We start from the raw sequence: 20441 nt of genomic DNA, 5'->3' as shown, positions 1-20441 counted from the left end.
AGGCTAGACGGTTTTTCAGCACAGCTCGCAATAGATTTGCCACGCAGCGGGCGGCGAACTCAACAGCTGCAGACTATGCTGTGGTTACCTGGATCCAAGAACTGCACCTGTAACACTCCGTGATCAGGAAGGGATGCCGCATGAACACAACCCAGCGCAGGCTCATTTGCAACGGTGCATTGCAATGAAGGCACCGTATGCGCGGAACAACCGACGGATCCTGATCGTCGACGACACCGCTTCCATCCATCAGGACTTTGCCAAGATCCTCTGCCCCCACGCGCTCGATAACGATGCGTTGAGCAGCGCCGAAGAAGCCCTGTTCGGCACGCAAGCGGTGGTTGCAGACGTGGGTTTCGTGCTCGACAGCGCATTTCAGGGCCTGGAAGCCTTGGGCAAGGTCGAAGCTGCCCTGGCCAAGGATCTTCCTTATGCGATGGCTTTTATCGACATGCGCATGCCGCCCGGTTGGGACGGTCTGGAAACCATCGAACGGCTCTGGCAGGTCGATCCAAAGCTGCAAGTCGCGCTGTGTACCGCGTATTCCGACTATTCCTGGGACGATATCGCCGAACGACTGGAGCTGGGCGATCGCCTGCTGATCCTGAAGAAACCCTTCGATGCCATCGAAATCCGTCAGATGGCCAGCGCCCTGACCGTCAAATGGCAAATGACCGAAGACGCTGCACTGAAAATGAACCTGCTGGAGCAGGCGGTCGAAGAGCGAACCCGAGAGCTGTCCGACGCCAATATCATCGTGCAGAACAGCCCGACCATTTTGTACCGGCTGCGCGGAGAACCCTCGTTCCCGCTGATGTACATCTCCCACAACATCACCAAGTTCGGTCACGTGGCTGCGCAACTGGTGGCGTCGGCCAACTGGGCCAAGGAGCTGATTCATCCCGAGGACCAAGGGAAAGTCGACGACGCCATGGCCCGGATCCTGGACCGTGACGCTGCCGGTGCGTCCATTGAATTCCGTCTGCGCACCGGCACAGGCGACTGGCGCTGGGTCGAAAACCGCTACGTGCCGGTGCGTGACCACGACGGACGCTTGCTGGAAGTCGAAGGCATCATCATCGACATCACTGAACGCAAGCTGGCCGAAGAGAAGATCGCCCTGCTGGCACGCACCGACGGGCTGACCGGGCTGGCCAACCGCGCGACGCTCCTCGAGCGTCTGCACCAGGCATTCGCTGCCGCACGTCGGGGGGCAGCGACATTCGCCGTGTTCTACCTGGACCTGGATCATTTCAAACGCATCAACGACACCCTGGGCCATCCCATCGGGGATTTGCTGTTGCAGGAGGTCGCCCGGCGCATCAAGGCCTGCATCCGCGAAAACGACGTGGTGGCGCGCTTGGGGGGCGACGAGTTTGCCATCGTGCAGCTCGACGCCGGCGACCCGACACAATCGGCGACCCTGGCGGGCAAGGTCCGCGATGAGCTGGTGCTGCCCTACACACTCGATGGCAACAACGTGCGGGTTTCGGTCAGCATCGGCATCAGCACTTACTCCAGTGCCAGCTTGAGTGCCGAGAGTCTATTGGCTCAAGCCGACATGGCGCTGTACCGCTCCAAGGAAAAGGGCCGCAACCAATACCACTTCCACTCCGAGGAGATCAATCAGGAAGTGCTCGACCGGATTTCGATTGCCAACGATTTGAAACAAGCCATCGACCGAAACGAGCTCGAACTGCATTACTTGCCCGAAGTCGACCTGAGTACCGGAAAAATCCTCGGCATGGAAGCCCAGGTTCGCTGGAGTCATCCAGAGCGAGGATTGCTGGAGCCCGATATGTTTCTTCCAGCGGCGGAAAAAACCGGTGTGATCATCGCGCTTGGGCACTGGTTACTGGATCGGGCCTGCAAGCAAATGCGTCAGTGGCGCGACAACGGCATGGCGCCACCGGTGATTGCGATCAAACTCTCGCTGGCCCAGCTCAAGAGCGGTCCGGACCTGATCTACGACGTGCTGCGCACCACAGCCCTCTGGAACCTCTGCCCCTGGGACCTGCGCTTCGACGTCACCGAAGCGACGCTGGCACAAACCAAATGGACCCACAACGACGTGTTGCCACGCTTGCGTGAGCTGGGCGTGAAAATAGCCATCGACGACTTCGGCACCGAGTACTCCTCGTTCGACTACCTCAAGACCTACCGGGTCAATCACCTCAAACTCGCCCAGGCCTTCATCGACACCGCAACCCGCGATCCCGCCAGCGCCACGACCCTGCGCGCGATCATCAATTTTGCCCGCGAAGTGGGGATCGGCATCATTGCCGAAGGCGTCGAGACCCAGGAACAGCGCAGCTCGCTGATCTCCACCGGCTCGCCAATGAACGCTCAGGGCTACTACTTCAGCAAAGCCGTGAGTAGCCAGCAGGCAGCGGCGTTGCTGATGGCCGGCAGCATCGTGCCACCGACCTTCCCCGGCGCAACAAACCCGATGTTCGAAGATGCGCCCCACCCACCGGAGGACCGGGGATGAAACTATCGCTCGCCCCCACTAACCGGCGCATCCTGATCATCGATGACATGCCTTCGATCCATCAGGACTTTCGCAAGATCCTCAGCCCCGACGCGCAAAACGAACAGACGCTGGCGGGTACTGAAGAGGCGTTGTTCGGCACGGAACAACCCTCTCGCCCGACGTTTCTCCTCGACTCGGCCTATCAGGGGGAAGAGGCGCTGGAACTGGTCAAACGAGCCCAGGCCGAAGGCCGCCCCTACGCTCTGGTATTTACCGATATGCGAATGCCGCCGGGTTGGGACGGTCTGGAAACAATCGAACGACTCTGGCAGGCCGACCCGCACCTGCAAATCGCCTTGTGTACCGCCTTCTCCGACTACACCTGGGAAGCGATGGCCGAGCGTCTGGCGTTCGGCGACCAGTTGCTGGTGCTGAAAAAGCCTTTCGACAGCCTGGAAATCCGTCAGATGGCCAGTGCCCTGACCTGGAAATGGCAGATGGCCCAGGACGCCGCGATAAAAATGCTCAGCCTGGAGCAAACCATCGAGGACCGCGTTCAGGAGCTGCTCAAAGTCTCCCATCTGCTGCAATACGACGTACTCACCGGTCTGCCCAACAGCACCTTGCTGGGTGATCGGTTGACTCAGTCCCTGGCCCTTTCTCGGCGACACGACAAACAACTGGCGGTGATATTTCTGGGGCTGGACCGCTTCAAGCGCATCAATAACGCACTGGGACATCCGGTTGGCGACGAAATGCTCAAACGGGTCGGCCAAAACCTCGTGGCCACGGTGCGTGAGTCCGATTCGGTATTTCGCTACGGTTCCGACGAGTTCGTGGTGATCCTCGCGGACATCCACCATCCCCAGCAAACCAAAGGGGTTGCCGAAAAGCTGCTGAAGGCCGTCAGCGCCCAACAGCACATTGCCGGCCATGACCTGAGCGTGACCGCCAGCCTGGGTATCAGCATCTACCCTGACGACGGCTTCGATGCCGTGCCACTGATCAAAAAAGCCGAAACCGCGATGCACAACGTCAAGGAAAGCGGCCTCAACGACTTCAACTTTTTCATCGACGACATGAATCAGCGCGCCCGTGAACAGCAAAGCACCGAATCCGGCATCCGCCTGGCGCTGGAGCGCGACGAGTTCGTCCTGCATTACCAACCCAAACTTGATTTGCGCTCCGGCAAAGTGGTCGGCGCAGAAGCCTTGGTTCGCTGGTTAAAACCCGGTCACGGCTGGGTGTATCCAACGGACTTCATTGGAGTGGCCGAGGACAGTGGGCTGATCGTTCCCCTGAGCAAATGGGTGTTGACCCAGGCCTGTCGACAAGCCCGCACCTGGCAGTTGGCCGGATTACCCACGATCAGCATGTCCGTCAACATTTCCGCCATCGACTTCCGTCAACGCGACTTTGTCGACGGTATCGTGAAGATCCTCGAACAGACCGGCTTCGACCCAACACTGCTGGAACTCGAAATCACTGAAAGCGTGCTGATGCAGAACGTCGAGGCCACCGTACTGACCTTGCGCGCCATCAAGGCATTGGGCGTGCGCCTGGCAATCGATGACTTCGGCACCGGTTATTCCAGCCTGAGCTACCTGAGACGGTTCCCTGTCGATGTGCTGAAAATCGACCAGTCGTTCATTCGCGGGCTGAACAGTGACAACAACGACGACGCACTGGTCAGCGCCATCATCAGCCTGGGCAAGAGCCTCAACCTCAATATCATCGCCGAAGGGGTGGAAACTCTTGAACAACTGGACTTTCTCAAGGCCCATCAATGCGAGGAAGGCCAGGGCTATTTCTTCAGCAAAGCCGTGCTCCCCCAGGAGTTCGTGCAGTTGCTCACCGACAGCCAGCAGACGTCACCGCGCACCTAGACCAACGACCCGACGGCGCAGGCACTCAAGCCAAGGAATCATCAGATGTCGCCCTATGGATTCACGCTGTTCATCACACTGATGCTCGGACTCTGCCCGATGGCGAGCGCCGAGCCTCTGGACGAACCCCTTAAACCGCTACCGTCGGTGCCGGTGCAAGACTCTCAGCGTGTCGAGCTGGGTCGTCAGCTGTTCAACGAAACACGGTTGTCGGTCAACAACAGCCTGTCCTGTGCCAGCTGCCATCACCTGGAAAAAGGCGGGGGCGACAACAAGGCATTTTCCATCGGTTTCAACGGCCAGCCGCTGACCATCAATACCCCCAGCGTGTTGAATGCCAGCTTGAACTTCAGGCAGTTCTGGAACGGTCGCGCCGCTACCCTGGAAGACCAGGCTCACGCAGTGGTGCAAAGCCCCACTGAAATGGGCAACAACTGGGAACATGTGGTGCAAACGCTGTCCACTGACCCGGCCTACCACTCGGCGTTCGGCAACGCTTATCCCGATGGGGTCACGGCCGCCAATGTGCAAAACGCCCTGGCCACCTACGAGCGCACGTTGCTCAGTACCAATTCGCGCTTCGACCAGTACCTGCTGGGCAACACCGACATTCTCAGCCTCGATGAAAAGTACGGTTACCAACGCTTCAAGGACTACGGCTGCATTGCCTGCCACCAAGGGGTCAACATTGGCGGCAACATGTACCAGAAGCTCGGGGTCATGGGCGACTACTTCCAGGCACGTGGCAATCCGACCGAGTCGGACCTTGGGCGCTACCTGGTGACCAAGGACGAAGAAGACCGCAACGTGTTCAAGGTCCCCAGTCTGCGCAACGTCGCAGTGAACGCACCGTACTTTCATGACGGCGCGGCGAAAACCCTCGAAGAAGCCGTGGATGTGATGTTCAAGTTCCAGCTGGGACGCGTTCCCTCCGATGAAGACAAGGCGCTGATCATCAAATTCCTCGGAACCCTGACCGGCGAGTGGGGAGGCAAAGCACTATGAAAGTGTCCCGTCGACTCAGTTTGCTGCTGCTCAGTGGCATGACCGTGTTGCTGGCCTCGATCCTGCTGTTCCTGTATTTCAAGTCCAGTTCGGATCAAACCTCGACCTATACCGAATCGCGGGATCTGATCCGCCAGATAAAGCAACTGGATGCGCAATGGGAAACCGAGATCCTCAAGGCCCGGATCGCCCTCATCCACAACTACGATCCACTGGTTACACCACTGACTGAAATGAGCCGTCTGTGGGAACGATTCGACTCGATGGAGTCCAGGCACGGTCGCAACGACTCGACGCAGTGGCAGACCAGCCATGACGCTTACCTGAACGCGATCAAGGAAAAGACCCGGCTGGTCGAACAGTTCAAGTCACACAACGCGGTGCTGCGCAATTCACTGGCGTTCCTGCCCGCCGCCGAAGACGACATTCAGAACCAGTTCGAACGCCTTGGGGACGACAACAAACTACAACTGCAGAACATCGCCACCGACACCTACGACCTGCTACTCAGCGGCCTGGAGTTCGCCCAGGTCACGTCCGACGACAAGGCCGCCGACATCCTGCTCGGCCTGAACAAACTGGCGGTGAACAAGGGGCGACTGCCTGCCGAATTCCACACACCGGTGGACATTCTCAGCAACCACATCGCGCTGATCCTGCGTGAACAACCATTGGTCAACAGCCTGCTGAAACGGATCGAGGCGATACACGTGTCCGAGCGCCTGGACGACATCACCAGCCTGCTGGACATCGATCAACAACAGGTCGATACAATCGATCAACGCTACCACTTCTACATGGCGGTTTTTTCGGCGCTGCTGGTGCTGTTGCTACTGTTTCTGGCCAATGGGTTGCTACGCAGCTTCGCGGAAATCAACCGCGTCAACAGGGATCTGCAAGCGGCCAATGAAGGCCTGGAACAACGGGTCGAAGCGCGCACCCGCGAACTCAAGGACACCCAAAGCGAACTGCTGGACACCGCACGCCAGGCCGGGATGGCCGAGATCGCCACCAACGTGCTGCACAACGTCGGCAATGTGCTCAACAGCGTGAATATCTCCGCCGACCTGGTCACCCGCAAACTGCGCACCAGCAAGGCGCTGGGGCTGGGCAAGGCGATGCAACTGATCAACGAGCATCGGGGCGACCTTGGCCACTTCATCACCGAAGACGAAAAAGGCAAATTGCTGCCCGGATACCTGAATCAACTGGTGGAAGCCATTGCCCTTGAGCAGCAGGGCATCACCGACGAACTGGCGCAATTGAGCAAAAGCGTCGACCACATCAAGGACATCGTTGCCACTCAACAGTCCTACGCAGGTGCCAACAGCCTGATGGAACCGCTGCAGGTCAGTGAGCTGCTCGAGGACGCCCTGCGGATGAACTCGGGCGCCCTGACCCGCCACCATGTAACGGTGGTCAAAGACTACGCCGAGGTGCCCACAGTGATGGGCGATAAACACCGGATGTTACTGATTCTGATCAACCTGATCAGCAACGCCAAATATGCCATGTCCGACCTCAGCGATCGCCCCCGGGAAATGACCCTGGGGGTCAAGGTGGTCGACGACTCCATCCTTCAGGTCAGCGTCAAGGATGAGGGCGAAGGTATCTCTGCCGAAAACATGACCCGAATCTTTGCCCACGGTTTCACCACGCGCAAGGAAGGTCACGGTTTTGGTCTGCACAGCTGCGCCCTCGCCGCCATCGAGATGAATGGCCACCTGACGGCCCACAGCGACGGTCCGGGTAAAGGTGCGCTGTTCACCTTGAAAATCCCGTTGAAAATCGCCGAAGGTGAAACATGAGCGAGTCATCGAACCGACGCATCCTGCTGATCGACGACACACCGTCGATCCATGACGACTTTCGCAAGATCCTTACACCTGAGCCGCCGCAACACGGTGAACTGGATGAGATGGAGTCAGCGCTGTTCGGCACGCAAATCAAAGCAACGAGTGCCCGCTTCGAACTGGATTCGGCCTATGCAGGCCAGGAAGGCTTGAACAAACTGGTCCAGGCCCAACAGGACAATCGCCCCTATGCACTGGCGTTCGTCGACATGCGCATGCCCCAGGGCTGGGATGGCGCCGAAACCATCGAGCATTTATGGCAAGCCGATCCGCGTTTGCAGGTGGTGGTCTGCACCGCGTATTCCGACTATTCCTGGGATGAACTGCTCAATCGCTTGCAGGCCCACGACCGGCTGCTGATCCTGAAAAAGCCCTTCGACAACATCGAAGTCCAGCAAATGGCCAACACCTTGACCAGCAAGTGGGACATGACCGAGCGCGCCAGCGTGAAACTGGATCAGTTGGGGCACCTGGTAGAACGGCGGACCCGGCAGTTCCAGCAAGCGAGCGTCGAACTGCAACAGGAAATCGACGAGCGCAAGCAACTCGAAAGCCAGTTGGTCCAGTCGGAAAAACTCGCTTCCCTAGGGCAACTGGCGGCCGGCGTTGCCCATGAGATCAACAACCCCATCGGCTTCATCTCTTCGAACCTCGGCGCCCTGGATGGCTACTTCAAGCAGTTGCAGGACATGCTCGACGCCTATCAGAGTGCCGAAGAAGCCATTGGCTCCGTTGAACTGCTCGGGCGCCTCAAGGCGCTGCGTGAACAGGTGGAACTGGACTTTCTGCGTGAAGACATTCCGCTGCTGATCAAGGAGTCCAAGGATGGCATCAACCGGGTCGGGCAAATCGTCAGGGACCTGAAGGACTTCTCTCGCGCGGATACCAGCCAGGAGTGGCAGTGGGTCAACCTGCAAATGGGCATTGATTCGACGCTGAACATTGTCGCCAACGAATTAAAGTACAAGGCCGACGTGATCAAGGAATATCAGCCGCTTCCCGAGATCGAGTGCCTGCCCTCCCAGATCAATCAGGTGATCATGAACCTGATCGTCAACGCCGCGCAGGCCATGGGGCCCGAACGCGGGACTATCACCCTTAGTAACGGGGTTGCCGGGGAAAGAGTCTGGGTCGAAGTCGCGGACACTGGTTCAGGCATCGCCCCCGAAAGCCTGCAGAAAATTTTTGACCCCTTCTTCACCACCAAACCGGTGGGCCAAGGGACGGGATTAGGCCTGTCATTGTCTTACGGCATTGTGAAAAAACACCGTGGGGACATTACAGTACGCAGCGAAGTCGGGGTGGGCACCACCTTTCGGGTGGAGCTGCCGATCCGCCAGTCAAACCTCGTCACCTGAAAGATCGCAGCCTGCGGCAGCTCCTACACCAATCCCATGTAGGAGCTGCCGCAGGCTGCGATCTTTTTATATTTGGAAATTCCAGGTTCGCATGTCGAACGGGCGTTGTGATTGCCTGGCCAGTTTCTGTGCGCCAGTATGCACAGCAGCAATCTGCCACGCAGGCGCACGGCCGAGGTAACCCGATAGGGATCGACGGATGGAACACTCTATCTCAGTGGTTGCTCCAGCAAGGAAATCGCCCGTAAGCTGGAAATCTCTGCCAAAACCGTGAAAGTCCATAAGAAACACATGTACAGCAAGCTGGGGATCAAATCCCTGTCCGAGCTGTTTTCGATATTTCTCCAGGCACAAAACGCCTGAATACCTGAAAAGATCGCTGCCTACGGCAGCTCCTACAAAAGCCAAGCCGTGCACCAACCTGTAGGAGCTGCCGAAGGCTGCGATCTTTAGAAAAAACCGAGTCCGAATCCAAGGAAACCGTATGAGCCTGTCACTCCTGAGCCGCTACGCCTTCTTTGCCGTCTGTGTGATCTTTACCCTCGCCAGCCTGCCCTTTCTTGAATACGACTGGCTCTGGCCAATCTCCATCGTCACCGGCCTGCTGAGCCTGCTGGGTATTTTCGACCTGCTGCAAAGCCCCCACGCGGTACGTCGCAACTACCCGATCCTGGGCAATATCCGTTATCTGGTGGAAGGCATTCGCCCGGAAATCCGCCAATACCTGCTCGAATCCGACAGCGACGCCCTGCCCTTCTCCCGAGCCCAGCGTTCGTTGGTCTATTCGCGAGCCAAAAACGAAAGCGCCGACAAACCCTTTGGCACACTGATCGATGTGTACCAATCGGGCTTCGAGTTCATCGGCCATTCGATGCGCCCGGCACCTGTGAGCGACCCGAGCGGTTTTCGAGTGATGGTCGGCGGCCCGCAATGTACAAAACCGTACTCGGCCTCAGTGTTCAACATCTCGGCGATGAGTTTTGGTTCGCTGAGCGCCAACGCAATCCGTGCCCTCAACCAGGGCGCCAAACTCGGCAACTTCGCCCATGACACGGGCGAAGGCAGCATCAGCCCCTACCACCGCGAACACGCTGGCGACCTGACCTGGGAACTGGGCAGCGGCTACTTCGGCTGCCGCACCGCCGACGGACGCTTCGACCCGGAACGCTTTGCCGCCCAGGCCCAGGACCCACAGGTACGGATGATCGAAATCAAAATGAGCCAGGGCGCCAAACCCGGCCATGGCGGCATCCTGCCCAAGCACAAAGTGACCCAGGAAATTGCCGACACGCGTGGCGTTCCGATGGGCCAGGACTGTGTGTCGCCATCACGCCACAGCGCGTTTTCCACACCGATCGAAATGATGCACTTCATCAAGCAGTTACGTGAGCTGTCCGGTGGCAAACCGGTGGGCTTCAAGTTCTGCCTCGGTCACCCGTGGGAGTTCATGGGCATTGCCAAAGCCATGCTGGAAACCGGCATCCTGCCGGACTTCATCGTGGTCGACGGCAAGGAAGGCGGCACTGGCGCTGCGCCAGTTGAGTTCACCGACCACATCGGCGTGCCAATGCGCGAAGGCTTGCTGTTCGTGCACAACACCCTCGTGGGCCTGAACCTGCGGGACAAGATCAAACTCGGCGCCAGCGGCAAAATCGTCAGTGCCTTCGACATCGCCAGCGTCCTGGCGATTGGCGCCGACTGGGCCAACTCGGCCCGGGGCTTCATGTTCGCCATCGGCTGCATCCAGTCGCAAAGCTGCCACACCAACAAGTGCCCGACCGGCGTCGCCACTCAGGACACCCTGCGCCAACGTGCGCTAGTGGTGCCGGACAAGGCCCAGCGCGTCTTCAACTTCCACCGCAGCACCCTCAAGGCCCTGGCCGAAATGCTCGCCGCTGCCGGCCTCGAACACCCATCGCAGTTGTCAGCCAAGCACCTGGTACGACGCATGTCGGCCACCGAGATCAAACTGTTTTCCCAACTGCATGTGTTCCTCAAACCCGGCGAATTGCTGACGGGTGACGTGAATGGCGAGTTCTACTCACGGATGTGGCAGATGGCGCGGGCTGATAGTTTTGAGGCGAATGAAGTGGCCGCTTGAAGATAGTTTTTACGCCAACCTCGTCGCGAGGTTGGCGCTCTTTCCAAGGAAGAAACCATGCTGAAAGTGATTGCCCAGGATTTCATCAAACCCGAACATATCGAAACCGTCCGCCCGTGGTACACCGAACTGGTGGAGAAAACCCGACAGGAGCCGGATTGCATCGCTTATGACCTATTCGTCGACCAGAAAGACCCGGGGCATTTCATCTTCGTCGAGCAATGGCCGAATCAGGCCGCGCTGGATGCTCATTGCCAGTCGGAACACTTCAGACGGTTGGTGCCGCAGATCAACCGCTATCAGGCCAAAGATTGCATTGTTGTGCTGATGGATGAGTTCTGACCTCCATGCGAGATACGAAAAACGGGACAATTAAACACACTCAACCGCCGCGTCCCTTTCCAGCAGGCGTCTGTAGCCACCAGACGAGGCTTCCGTTTACTGCCAGAAATAACAGGTAGCCCATCGTTTCGGACGAGCGATCCCATCGCACACCTAGAAGTTGCTCACTGGAGAGGTAAATGGCGAGTTCTATTCACGGATGTGGCAGATGGCGCGGGCTGACAGCTTTGAGGCCAATGCTGTGTAACGCGTACTCGTGACCATCCGGTGGCTGGGTAGAACAGCCGCCGGTGGTTTGGCCGGCAGAGGTGCTGGTCATATAGAGTCGAAGCTCCATGTCCCCCACGCCTTGCGCGAACACGCACTGCCAATTGCCTGGAAAATGGTTTTCATCATCCGCCAGGCGAGTCGATGTCACCCACCACACTCGCTTGGTGTCTGGCGATACGCTGACAAGGTTGTCGAGAAAGACTTTATCCCGATCCTGGTAAATCAACGTGGACGCACCATAGCCGTTGGGTCGGTTATCCGCACTGTTGTCCCAGGGCGCCTGATACAACCGTGGTTGAATGTCGGAGCGATTGTAGTAAGCAACGCTGTAATACCAGTACGCGCCATCCACAATGATGTTATCGCCTGCGACAGAGCTCTCATTGATACGCGACACAATATTGTCAAGCGGGTACATGGACTCATTACGCGGATCATCCAGATCATCTTGTTGTTTATAGATAGTATTCAGCCCCATGAGTTGAACCCCGACCATCAACAGGACAGACGCCCACGCCAAGGCACGCGTGCGACGGGCAATCCGGCTTATTGCCAATGCTGCAATCATCGGCAAGCCAAGCGCCGCAAATGCCATGTACCGCTCGACAAATATTGGAAAACCGAACGACACCATAAAAACAATCAGCACTGGCAACAGCACATAGATAACCAGTAACAACTCAAGTTTCAACCTGCCACTTGCCTTGAGCCCGACCCACGCCACCGATGCCAGCACCAGCGCCGGAAGCAATAGATAAAGCGGGCTTGCAAACTCCAACCCATTCCTCACCGTTAAAAATTTCCAGACCGCTGAAGGCAACGTGTAAATCGTCAGTTCAGGTATCCAGAAAATATCCCCTCCGGTTTTTAACTTCTCTGTATTTAAAAACACCTCATTACCCAGGCTGATCAACCAAGGGATATACAGAACAACAATGACCACATTAGCGACCCACCATATCGGCCGTGAGAGGTAATGAAGCGTTTCATCTCGCTGAAGGCGCAAGACAACGAGGTATAACCAATGAGACAGCAAACATAAAACAGCCAGGTAATGTGTATATACAGCGGCCGTCATGAGCACGACGTAGCCTGCCAGGTATCGGTTACGAGCGCTTTTGATCCAATAGACCAGGGCGATAGTTGCCCCCAGCAGCCACACCCCCTCCAGCGTATACATCCGGGCTTCCTGGCTGTAGCGAACAGATATTGGCAGCAAGGCCAGAAACAGCCCGGCCAACAAGGCCACCCTTGGCGTGGCAATCAATCGCATCAACCACACACCGAGCGCAACTGTCGCAACACCCGCGAGCGCGCTCAGAGCCCGAATCGCAACCACACCCTCACCAAAAACAGACATCCAGGCATGGAGAATTAAAAAATACAGCGGCGGATGAACGTCATGCCCCAGGTGAAACCAGATACGCTCCGGCGACTGGACCCCTACCAGCGCCGAGAACGCTTCATCAGTCCAGAAATAGGGAAGGCTGATGTCGTAAAACCGCACAATGAGCGCAAGCATCATGACAAGCACCCACCCACCGCTGTCTACTGATGAGCGCTGGGATAGAAACCCTGTACCGTCACGATGCTGAAGACCCATATGTCCCCCCGACAACGTAAACCTGATAGAAACAGGTGCCTGACCACGGACTGCTGACCTTCGTCGTGGATCCGTGTTTATGCTAGACGCACTCGATAAAACGGCCTGCTGTCATTGATATAGGCTAGCTAACAGGGCTACTCAGGTCGGTTTTTTTTAGCGGCTTCACGGAGTCCCGGGACGCACTGAAAACAGCCGGACGTCTCCATCACCCGCGGTAAAGGTGTCGAGCAACTGCCAGTGTTCGGGGATAACTACCTTTTGCGCCCCGTCACCACGACCGTCCAGAACCCACGCCCGACCTGAGCTCGGCGCTAGCCATTCAAGGTTGTCGAGGTAGACCTTATCGGCGTTTTGTTGAACCAGTGTCCATATTTGATACCCCTCAGGACGGCCGGAAGTACCGTCCTGATGCGGCGGTGTATAAAGCATCGGCGTCACGCCGGTCTTGTTGTAGTAAGCAAAGGGATAGTAAAGAAACACATTCGCCACCACGATACCGTCGCCAGGGCTAGCCATTGCGTTGATGTGTTCTGCCAGGGCATCCACCTTGTTGTCCTCGGCATACACAATATGCCCCTTGTGATACACGTTATATAACCCGACACTTTCCGTAGACACCATCAATACCAGCAGGATAAAAAACAACGTTTTTGCGCGCCCCCACAGTGCATCCAGTGCAACCGCCATGATCATTGGCAAGCCCAACGCAGCGAACACAAAATAACGTTCAACAAACAGTGGACGAATGAGTGAGACAATCGCAATCAACGCCAACGGAAACCAGGTATAGATGATGAGTAACGCGCTAAATCGCTTCTCGCTCTTGTCCCGCATGACAATCCCTATCGAAACTGCCAAAAACAACAACGGCACGCTATAGAACATCCCAATCGATTCTTTTGGCCCTTCGCTATAGCTCACAAATTGCCAGAGCGCTGAAACCACAGTGGAAACGTCCGGCGGCACTATCCAGTTGAACCCGGAAAACCTGAACTGATTTATCAGACTGGGAATCCAGGGCACGAAAAGCAAAATGACGACCCCATTGGCCACCCACCACGCGGGCGCTAATAACGGTTGGTGTTTTACGTCGTGCGAAAACCTCAACACCCACAGATAGGCCCAATGCGACGCCATACACACCGCCGCAAAATAGTGGGTATAAAGTCCTGCCACCATCAGCAACGCATAGACCGCAAGCGGCCAATGACCGCCCGAGCCTTTTACCCAGAAAACGAAAGCAATCGTCGCACCGACCATTAACAGCGCGAGTAACGCATACATGCGAACTTCCTGACTGTAGCGAACCGCTATTGGCAGCAACGCCAACATGATGCCGGCGAGCATCGCCGCTCGTCGTGTACTGACCAAACGAACCAGCCAGATACCCAGCGCGACGGTCGCGACATCCGCCAGCGCACTCAGACTTCGAGCAGCAAAAACGCCATTTCCGAACACCTTCATCCATTCATGCACTATCAGATAATACAGCGGTGGGTGCACATCTCGAGCGGTATGAAAGAGGATTTGAGACGGAGAATAAGAACTCAGCAGCAAGGTAAAGCCTTCATCAGCCCAGATAGCCGGTTTGCTCAAGTCGTGAAAGCGCACCCATGCCGCCAATAGAATAATCGACAGTGCCCAGCACGTACTCAGAAGAACGCGTTCACTTGACCTGTCGACTCTTCTTACCACTTATCCTCTCCGGAAGAGGGCACTTCCTTCATGACGATAAAGCCATAATCGCCAATCAGATACATGGAGTAAAACTTGTTGTCCACCAGAGGTGTGTACTTTCGATAGCCCACCAGTGTCGCATTCCGCCGCTCCTTTTCCGGAGCGACATTGGTAATGCCCGCCCTGAGCAGATTTTCAGACAGCATATAAAAATCAATATTGAGTATGTATTTCAGCACCGGAATCCGTTCAAAGCTTCCCCTGGCGCTTAGCAACCAACTATTTGAATAGTTGATTGCCATGTATATCCGCTTCGCTTCGCGCAAGCGCTCATGCGAAGCAATATCATAGGCCATATTGAATTCAGCATTCAGTCCAAACTCTTTCTGCAGATTCAGCACCCGCCCATACGCATAGGAAATCGAAAGCATACTGAGCAACGGCACAATCAATACAACACCGAACCTGGCGTTAACCACCACTAACAGCTGATGAGCCAGATAAAACAAAAATACCAGAAGCACACCAAAGCCCAATAACGTTCTGGCGCCCTCATTGAAAAACCTGAATAACAGGGCCGAACCTGACACCAGAAAAACCAGAAATAATATTAGAAATAAATATAAAACAACCCGAAGCATCTTTTTTAATAACGACTCTTTTCCTTGAGTGATTTTTCGCCCAACCCAACCGCCTCCAACGACAGCAAACAACAACACAGCCCACGACAACCAACGATTTCCACTCTCAAAAAGCAATCCGATTTTTTCGACTAGTACTCCTCCATTACTCAGGATCAGCCACAGTCCGTTCACATTGAACGGAATCATCTCCACGCGCTCAGAGGTCATGAACGGATAGGCCAGCAAAAAATAAATGATCAATCCTGCTACCAACTGCAACGCTTTCAATCCTGCCATTGACGCTAGACAAGCAAGGGGCTCCTTATTAGTAAGACCTCTAACGAGCTCAATGCAGCACAGCCCCAAAAACACATTGATACTCAGTTGATACAAGCCGAGTCCAACGGCAATACATACGCCGGGCACCCCCACCTGAACGGCAGTAGTTTTGCTTTGAAATACAATTGCATAAATAACCGCCACCAGGCTCAACGCCGTTGCCGGCCCGTCATATTGATAAGATAAATTCTGCAGAAAAAACGGGTTGTACCACAGTGGCAGGAGTACCAGGCAGCATGAGAGATTGGGTACTTTGTAGTAATGCATCGTCAGTTTCGTCAAGGCACAAGCCATGGCAAGCGTGGCGATCAACAGGGGTAACGGGAAAATATTGGGTGCGCCCGAAGTAAAGGTCAGGGCCTTGTAAAACAACTCGGTAAATAAACGCCCCTGCTCCGCCCAGGCAGTACCGGCAGCCAAGGAGCGCCAGCCATCGTCTATATAGTAATAATCAACCAGTATCAGCGGAAATACGTAAACAAACGTGGCCAGTAAAAAAAACACGAACACTTCACGATCGAGCAATTCCTTAGTCAAAAAATTCGCCACCTTCATTTCGGCGCTCCTTTCCCAGCCCTGACTTCACAGACATCGCTTACCGTTCGCGCTTTCCTTTGCCGCCAATAATATCTTTCACCACATACCTCGGCCGATGTTTCGATTCAATATAGATTCGACCGACATACTCACCCAATATTCCAATACCGATCAGTTGCACACCACCGAGAAATAGAATAGCGGTCATCAACGAAGGATATCCCGGCACGTTATTACCGAAGAAAATCTTGTCCAGCACCATATAAATCGCATAAAAAATTGCAAACAGGGAAATCGCACTACCGACATACGTCCACAACTGCAAGGGCACCGTACTAAAAGAAGTAATCCCTTCCAGCGCCAGGTTCCAGAGTTTCCAGATATTGAACTTGGACGTGCCCGCCACGCGTTGGGCCCGTTCATATTCGACGACCACCGTATTGAAACCCGCCCACGACAGGATGCCCTTCATGAATAGCCGGTGTTCCGGGAGCGTGCGGATCACGTTCACGACCTTGCGGTCCATCAACCGAAAATCACCGACGTTCTCTTCTATCCGGGTATAAGCGATCCGGTTCAACAGGTGATAGAACAGTGCGGCGCTCTGCCGTTTCATATAACCGTCGGCGGTGCGATCGTGGCGCTTGGCAAGTACCACATCAGCCCCGTTCTGCCATTCATGGATCAGTAGCGGGATTACGCTGATCGGGTCCTGCAAGTCGACATCCATCGGTATCACCGCATCGCCACTGGCGTACTCCAACCCGGCAAATAACGCGGGCTCCTTGCCGAAGTTGCGCGAGAAGTTGATGACCAGCACATGCTCGTCCGCCAACGCGAGGGCCTTGGCCTGCTCCGCAGTCTGGTCGGAACTGCCGTCATTGATGAACACGATCTCGACGTCACAATCAGCGATCGACAGCTCCTGACGAACGGCCTGATAAAACAGGTTAATCGCCTGCTCTTCATTGAACACCGGGACAATCAGCGAGATTTTCACTGCTCACGCCCCCGAAAGATTAAATATTTCGAGTAAAAAAAACCGCAGACCAGACTGATACCGGAGAAGACCACCAACGTCATCAACCCCGGCAACAGCAACTGATCCGCCACATACCCCACGCCATAACTCAACACGCCCATGAACCCGACAAACAGCAGATACCGTCGAACGCTGGTTTTTTGTTTGAAGGTGTATCGCGCATTGGCATAAAAGGAAAAAGAGACAGCCAAGCAAAAACCCACGAAGTTACTGGGTGCCTGACGAAAACTCATGACTGTGTGCAAAACAAAAAACGTTGACCAGTGGATCAACGTATTAAGCAGGCCAACCGACACGAATCCGGGAAAACCGTGAAATGCGGCTCTCAAGTTCATTGCGTTTGTTTCCAATTTGAACGCGCGCTCTGGAGAGAGCTTGGCACCCCTGCCCCACTTGTCTACTTTCCGGTCAACGATTAGACCAATGGCCAAAATGCCGCTCTAAAGGCTCGCTTCAGCCATCAACGATGTGCCCCGCCCTGCTGCTCCTGCGGCAGAGACATCCGGTAATAACCGACCTTTGCAATTACCGCCAAATCACGCCACCCTGCGCGCCGCCGATGTGCGGCGCGCAACCTTTTACGCCGCTGACCACTCTTTACTCACCCCCCTGTTCAAGAGCCCGTTGTCATGACCCAAGGACGCGACCTTCGTATCGATTTCTTTCGCGGACTGGCGCTGATCTTCATTTTCTGGGATCACGTGCCGCAGAACCCCCTCGCCCATATCACGATGCGCAATTTCGGTTTCAGTGATGCGGCGGAAATCTTCGTGTTTCTGGCGGGCTATGCGGCGGTGCTGGCCTACGGCAAGATTGCCCGGCGCGATGGTTTTTTGATCGCCACCGTGAAAATCCTGCGCCGCGCCTGGGTGCTGTACGTGGTGCATATCTTTCTGCTGGCGGTGCTGATGGGCATCGTATTCTTCGCCAACAGTCACGTGGAAACCCGTGACCTGGTGCAGGAAATGGGCCTGCAATACTTCCTCAGCAATCCGCAACAAGCCTTGGTCGATGAACTGCTGCTGCGCTTCAAGCCCAACCTGATGGACCCGTTGCCGCTGTACATTCTGTTGTTGCTTGGGTTGCCGCTGGTGTTGCCGATGTTGCTGCGCAAGGCCGAGTACGTGGTGGGGTTGTCGGTAGTGCTGTACATGCTGGCGCCGTGGTTTCAGTGGAACCTGGCGGCAACCGACGGCGGTGTATGGTTCTTCAACCCGATGGCTTGGCAGTTGCTGTTTATCCTCGGTGGCGCTGCGGCGATTCACCGTCAGCGGCCCTCTGTACCGGACACCCGCCCCTTGCCGCGTCAGCCGCTGTTTGTCGCGGCAGCGCTCTATCTGTTGATCGCCGGGTTGATCGCGCTGTCGTGGAAATGGCCAGCAGTGCATGACGCGCTCATGCCCCGAATGCTTGGCGAATGGCTGTACCCGATCAGCAAGACCAATCTGTCACCGGCGCGACTGCTGCACTTTTTGGCGCTGGCCTACGTCATTGCCAAACTCTTGCCCAACAGTGGCTGGACGCAAAGCTGGCTGGCACGACAAAGCTGCCGTATGGGTCGTTACTCGCTGGAAGTGTTTTGTTTGGGTGTGCTGCTGGCACCTTTGGCGGACATGCTCAACTCGCTGGCAGAAGATGCGTTGGCGATACAGGTTTTCAGTGCCTTGCTGGGGGCGGGATTGATGGCGGTACTGGCCGCGTGGCTGGATTGGAACAAACGCTTGAATCGACCGATGCAAGCGGCAGCCGCTTAAGATCAAAACAAAAAGCCCCGCTCATAAAGACCGGGGCTTTTGCGTTTCAGACGTTACGCACTCAAGAAGCCGAGCGCACCGCACCTTGCGAGACGTTGGTCGGTTGCAGCTTGAACACGTAAAACAGCACCGTCAGCAGCACCAGAAACGCAGGCCCCACATAGAGCGCGACGCGGGTGTCCGGGAAGTAGGCCATCAGGCCAACCACCAACACCAGGAACGCCAGCGCCAGGTACGAGCTCACCGGGTACAGCCACATGCGGTACTTGAGGCCGGCACGTTCAGCCGGGGTCAGGCCTTTGCGGAACTTGAGCTGCGCCAGCAGGATCATCACCCAGGTCCAGATCGCACCGAAGGTCGCGATGGCGGTGACCCAGACGAAGACTTTTTCCGGCACCAGGTAGTTGAGCAACACGCCCAGCAACAGCGCCCCGATCGACAGCAACAAGGCGCGACGCGGCACACCGTTCGAGGTTTTGGCGAAACCGGCCGGAGCCTGACCGTTCTGCGCCAGGCTGTAGAGCATGCGCCCGGTGCTGAAGATGCCGCCGTTGCAGGACGACAGCGCGGCGGTGATCACCACGAAGTTGATGATGCCGGCAGCGGTCTTGATACCCAGACGCTCGAAGGTCATCACAAACGGACTGCCCTGAGTGCCAATTTCATTCCACGGATAGATCGACAGAATCACGAACAGTGCGCCGACGTAGAACAGCAGAATGCGCCAGAACACCGAGCCGATCGCATTCGGAATAGTCTTCTGCGGGTTCTTCGCTTCACCGGCGGTCAGGCCGATCATCTCGACACCGAGGTAGGCGAACATCACCATTTGCAGGGACATCAACACGCCCTGCACGCCATTAGGCATGAAGCCGCCATGGCTCCACAGGTTGGAAATCCCCAACGCAACGCCGTCGTTGCCGAAGCCGAATGCGATCACGCCGATACCGCCTATCACCATCGCGATGATGGTGACGATCTTGATCAGGGCGAACCAGAATTCGAATTCACCGAAGGCCTTGACCGCGATCAGGTTGATCGAGCCCATGCTCACCAATGCCGCCAGCGCCCAGATCCAGCGCGGCACATCGGGGAACCAGATGCCCATGTACACCGCCACCGCGGTAATTTCCGCGACACAGGTCACCAACCACAGGAACCAGTAGTTCCAGCCAGTGAGGAAGCCCGCCAACGGACCGAGATAATCTTGTGCATAGCGACTGAAGGAGCCGGCGACCGGGTTGTGCACGGCCATTTCACCGAGGGCGCGCATGATCACCAGAATCGCCAGACCGCCGATGATGTAAGACAGCATGATTGCCGGGCCGGCCATTTCGATGGCCTTGGCCGAACCCAGGAACAGGCCGACACCGATACAGGCACCGAGCGCCATCAGGCGAATATGCCGTTCGCCGAGTTCGCGTTTGAGCGGGCCGCCCTGAGCGGTCTCGCCGTGAGGCAGGTGATTGCCGACTGGCATAGGGGTACAACCTCCATATTGTTATTGGATATGACCACCGAGTGTCGAAGCGCAGACCGATAAGCCTGGACTTCCTGATACCGGATCCACTTTGT

At 56.2% G+C, this 20441-nt stretch carries 13 protein-coding genes and 2 pseudogenes; 9 read left to right on the top strand and 6 right to left on the bottom strand.

Going from position 1 to position 20441, the window contains the following annotated elements; genetic code table 11:
- Window positions 1-184 precede the first annotated feature (184 nt).
- From AC1RKH_RS16000 to AC1RKH_RS15965, 8 genes and pseudogenes are all read left to right on the top strand, one after another.
- A complete protein-coding gene (locus AC1RKH_RS16000) occupies window positions 185-2491 on the top strand; it encodes a GGDEF/EAL domain-containing response regulator (protein WP_493063004.1) in 2307 nt (768 codons plus the stop codon).
- Entirely contained in the window at window positions 2488-4359 is a 1872-nt protein-coding gene (locus AC1RKH_RS15995) for a putative bifunctional diguanylate cyclase/phosphodiesterase (RefSeq protein WP_493063003.1), read from the top strand. The genes AC1RKH_RS16000 and AC1RKH_RS15995 overlap by 4 nt, the downstream gene beginning before the upstream one ends.
- Window positions 4360-4440: 81 nt before the next feature.
- Window positions 4441-5364 (top strand): cytochrome-c peroxidase, encoded by a 924-nt coding sequence (locus AC1RKH_RS15990; RefSeq protein ID WP_493063024.1) that lies wholly within the window; start codon window positions 4441-4443, stop codon window positions 5362-5364.
- On the top strand, window positions 5361-7172 hold the full coding sequence (locus AC1RKH_RS15985; protein WP_493063002.1) for a DAHL domain-containing protein: 1812 nt from the start codon (window positions 5361-5363) through the stop codon (window positions 7170-7172). The genes AC1RKH_RS15990 and AC1RKH_RS15985 overlap by 4 nt, the downstream gene beginning before the upstream one ends.
- Window positions 7169-8575 carry an ATP-binding protein gene (locus tag AC1RKH_RS15980; RefSeq protein WP_493063001.1) on the top strand — a complete coding sequence of 469 codons (1407 nt, stop codon included), beginning with the start codon at window positions 7169-7171 and terminating at the stop codon, window positions 8573-8575. The genes AC1RKH_RS15985 and AC1RKH_RS15980 overlap by 4 nt, the downstream gene beginning before the upstream one ends.
- A 201-nt stretch (window positions 8576-8776) precedes the next feature.
- A pseudogene (locus AC1RKH_RS15975) lies at window positions 8777-8938 on the top strand (response regulator transcription factor); the annotation flags it as partial.
- A gap of 121 nt (window positions 8939-9059) precedes the next feature.
- The gene (locus AC1RKH_RS15970; RefSeq protein ID WP_493063000.1) at window positions 9060-10676 is read left to right on the top strand and encodes an FMN-binding glutamate synthase family protein; all 1617 of its coding nucleotides are present in this window, start codon (window positions 9060-9062) and stop codon (window positions 10674-10676) included.
- Window positions 10677-10733: 57 nt separating this feature from the next.
- Window positions 10734-11018 (top strand): putative quinol monooxygenase, encoded by a 285-nt coding sequence (locus AC1RKH_RS15965; protein WP_493062999.1) that lies wholly within the window; start codon window positions 10734-10736, stop codon window positions 11016-11018.
- Between the two features lie 1189 nt (window positions 11019-12207).
- Here AC1RKH_RS15965 and AC1RKH_RS15960 read toward each other — a convergent pair.
- The 5 genes and pseudogenes from AC1RKH_RS15960 to AC1RKH_RS15940 all read right to left on the bottom strand — a co-directional run.
- A pseudogene (locus AC1RKH_RS15960) lies at window positions 12208-12810 on the bottom strand (glycosyltransferase family 39 protein); the annotation flags it as partial.
- Window positions 12811-13056: 246 nt separating this feature from the next.
- Window positions 13057-14505 (bottom strand): glycosyltransferase family 39 protein, encoded by a 1449-nt coding sequence (locus AC1RKH_RS15955; protein WP_493062998.1) that lies wholly within the window; start codon window positions 14503-14505, stop codon window positions 13057-13059.
- 77 nt (window positions 14506-14582) lie between these two features.
- Entirely contained in the window at window positions 14583-16088 is a 1506-nt protein-coding gene (locus tag AC1RKH_RS15950) for a glucosyltransferase domain-containing protein (RefSeq protein ID WP_493062997.1), read from the bottom strand.
- A 40-nt stretch (window positions 16089-16128) separates the two neighbouring features.
- A complete protein-coding gene (locus tag AC1RKH_RS15945) occupies window positions 16129-17070 on the bottom strand; it encodes a glycosyltransferase family 2 protein (RefSeq protein ID WP_493062996.1) in 942 nt (313 codons plus the stop codon).
- Window positions 17067-17543, bottom strand: a complete 477-nt coding sequence (locus tag AC1RKH_RS15940; protein ID WP_493062995.1) for a GtrA family protein — start codon at window positions 17541-17543, stop codon at window positions 17067-17069. The genes AC1RKH_RS15945 and AC1RKH_RS15940 overlap by 4 nt, the downstream gene beginning before the upstream one ends.
- Before the next feature lie 198 nt (window positions 17544-17741).
- On the opposite strand from AC1RKH_RS15940, the gene AC1RKH_RS15935 reads away from it, so the two are divergent.
- Window positions 17742-18866, top strand: a complete 1125-nt coding sequence (locus AC1RKH_RS15935) for an OpgC family protein (protein WP_493062994.1) — start codon at window positions 17742-17744, stop codon at window positions 18864-18866.
- 61 nt (window positions 18867-18927) lie between these two features.
- Here AC1RKH_RS15935 and AC1RKH_RS15930 read toward each other — a convergent pair whose 3' ends face one another.
- Window positions 18928-20346, bottom strand: a complete 1419-nt coding sequence (locus tag AC1RKH_RS15930) for an amino acid permease (RefSeq protein WP_493062993.1) — start codon at window positions 20344-20346, stop codon at window positions 18928-18930.
- Window positions 20347-20441: the final 95 nt, after the last annotated feature.

The organism is Pseudomonas sp. GW822-FHT06B12 (genome assembly GCF_058799675.1).
This window is presented reverse-complemented; position numbering and strand designations above follow the sequence as displayed.

What these genes read in the sequence shown, in the direction of transcription:
- AC1RKH_RS15990 (WP_493063024.1), top strand. Translation starts at nt 4,441, where the DNA reads ATGCTCGGACTCTGCCCGATGGCGAGCGCCGAGCCTCTGGACGAACCC.
- AC1RKH_RS15930 (WP_493062993.1), bottom strand. Translation starts at nt 20,346, where the DNA reads ATGCCAGTCGGCAATCACCTGCCTCACGGCGAGACCGCTCAGGGCGGC.
- AC1RKH_RS15935 (WP_493062994.1), top strand. Translation starts at nt 17,742, where the DNA reads ATGACCCAAGGACGCGACCTTCGTATCGATTTCTTTCGCGGACTGGCG.
- AC1RKH_RS15950 (WP_493062997.1), bottom strand. Translation starts at nt 16,088, where the DNA reads ATGAAGGTGGCGAATTTTTTGACTAAGGAATTGCTCGATCGTGAAGTG.
- AC1RKH_RS15965 (WP_493062999.1), top strand. Translation starts at nt 10,734, where the DNA reads ATGCTGAAAGTGATTGCCCAGGATTTCATCAAACCCGAACATATCGAA.
- AC1RKH_RS15980 (WP_493063001.1), top strand. Translation starts at nt 7,169, where the DNA reads ATGAGCGAGTCATCGAACCGACGCATCCTGCTGATCGACGACACACCG.
- AC1RKH_RS15970 (WP_493063000.1), top strand. Translation starts at nt 9,060, where the DNA reads ATGAGCCTGTCACTCCTGAGCCGCTACGCCTTCTTTGCCGTCTGTGTG.
- AC1RKH_RS16000 (WP_493063004.1), top strand. Translation starts at nt 185, where the DNA reads ATGAAGGCACCGTATGCGCGGAACAACCGACGGATCCTGATCGTCGAC.
- AC1RKH_RS15995 (WP_493063003.1), top strand. Translation starts at nt 2,488, where the DNA reads ATGAAACTATCGCTCGCCCCCACTAACCGGCGCATCCTGATCATCGAT.
- AC1RKH_RS15985 (WP_493063002.1), top strand. Translation starts at nt 5,361, where the DNA reads ATGAAAGTGTCCCGTCGACTCAGTTTGCTGCTGCTCAGTGGCATGACC.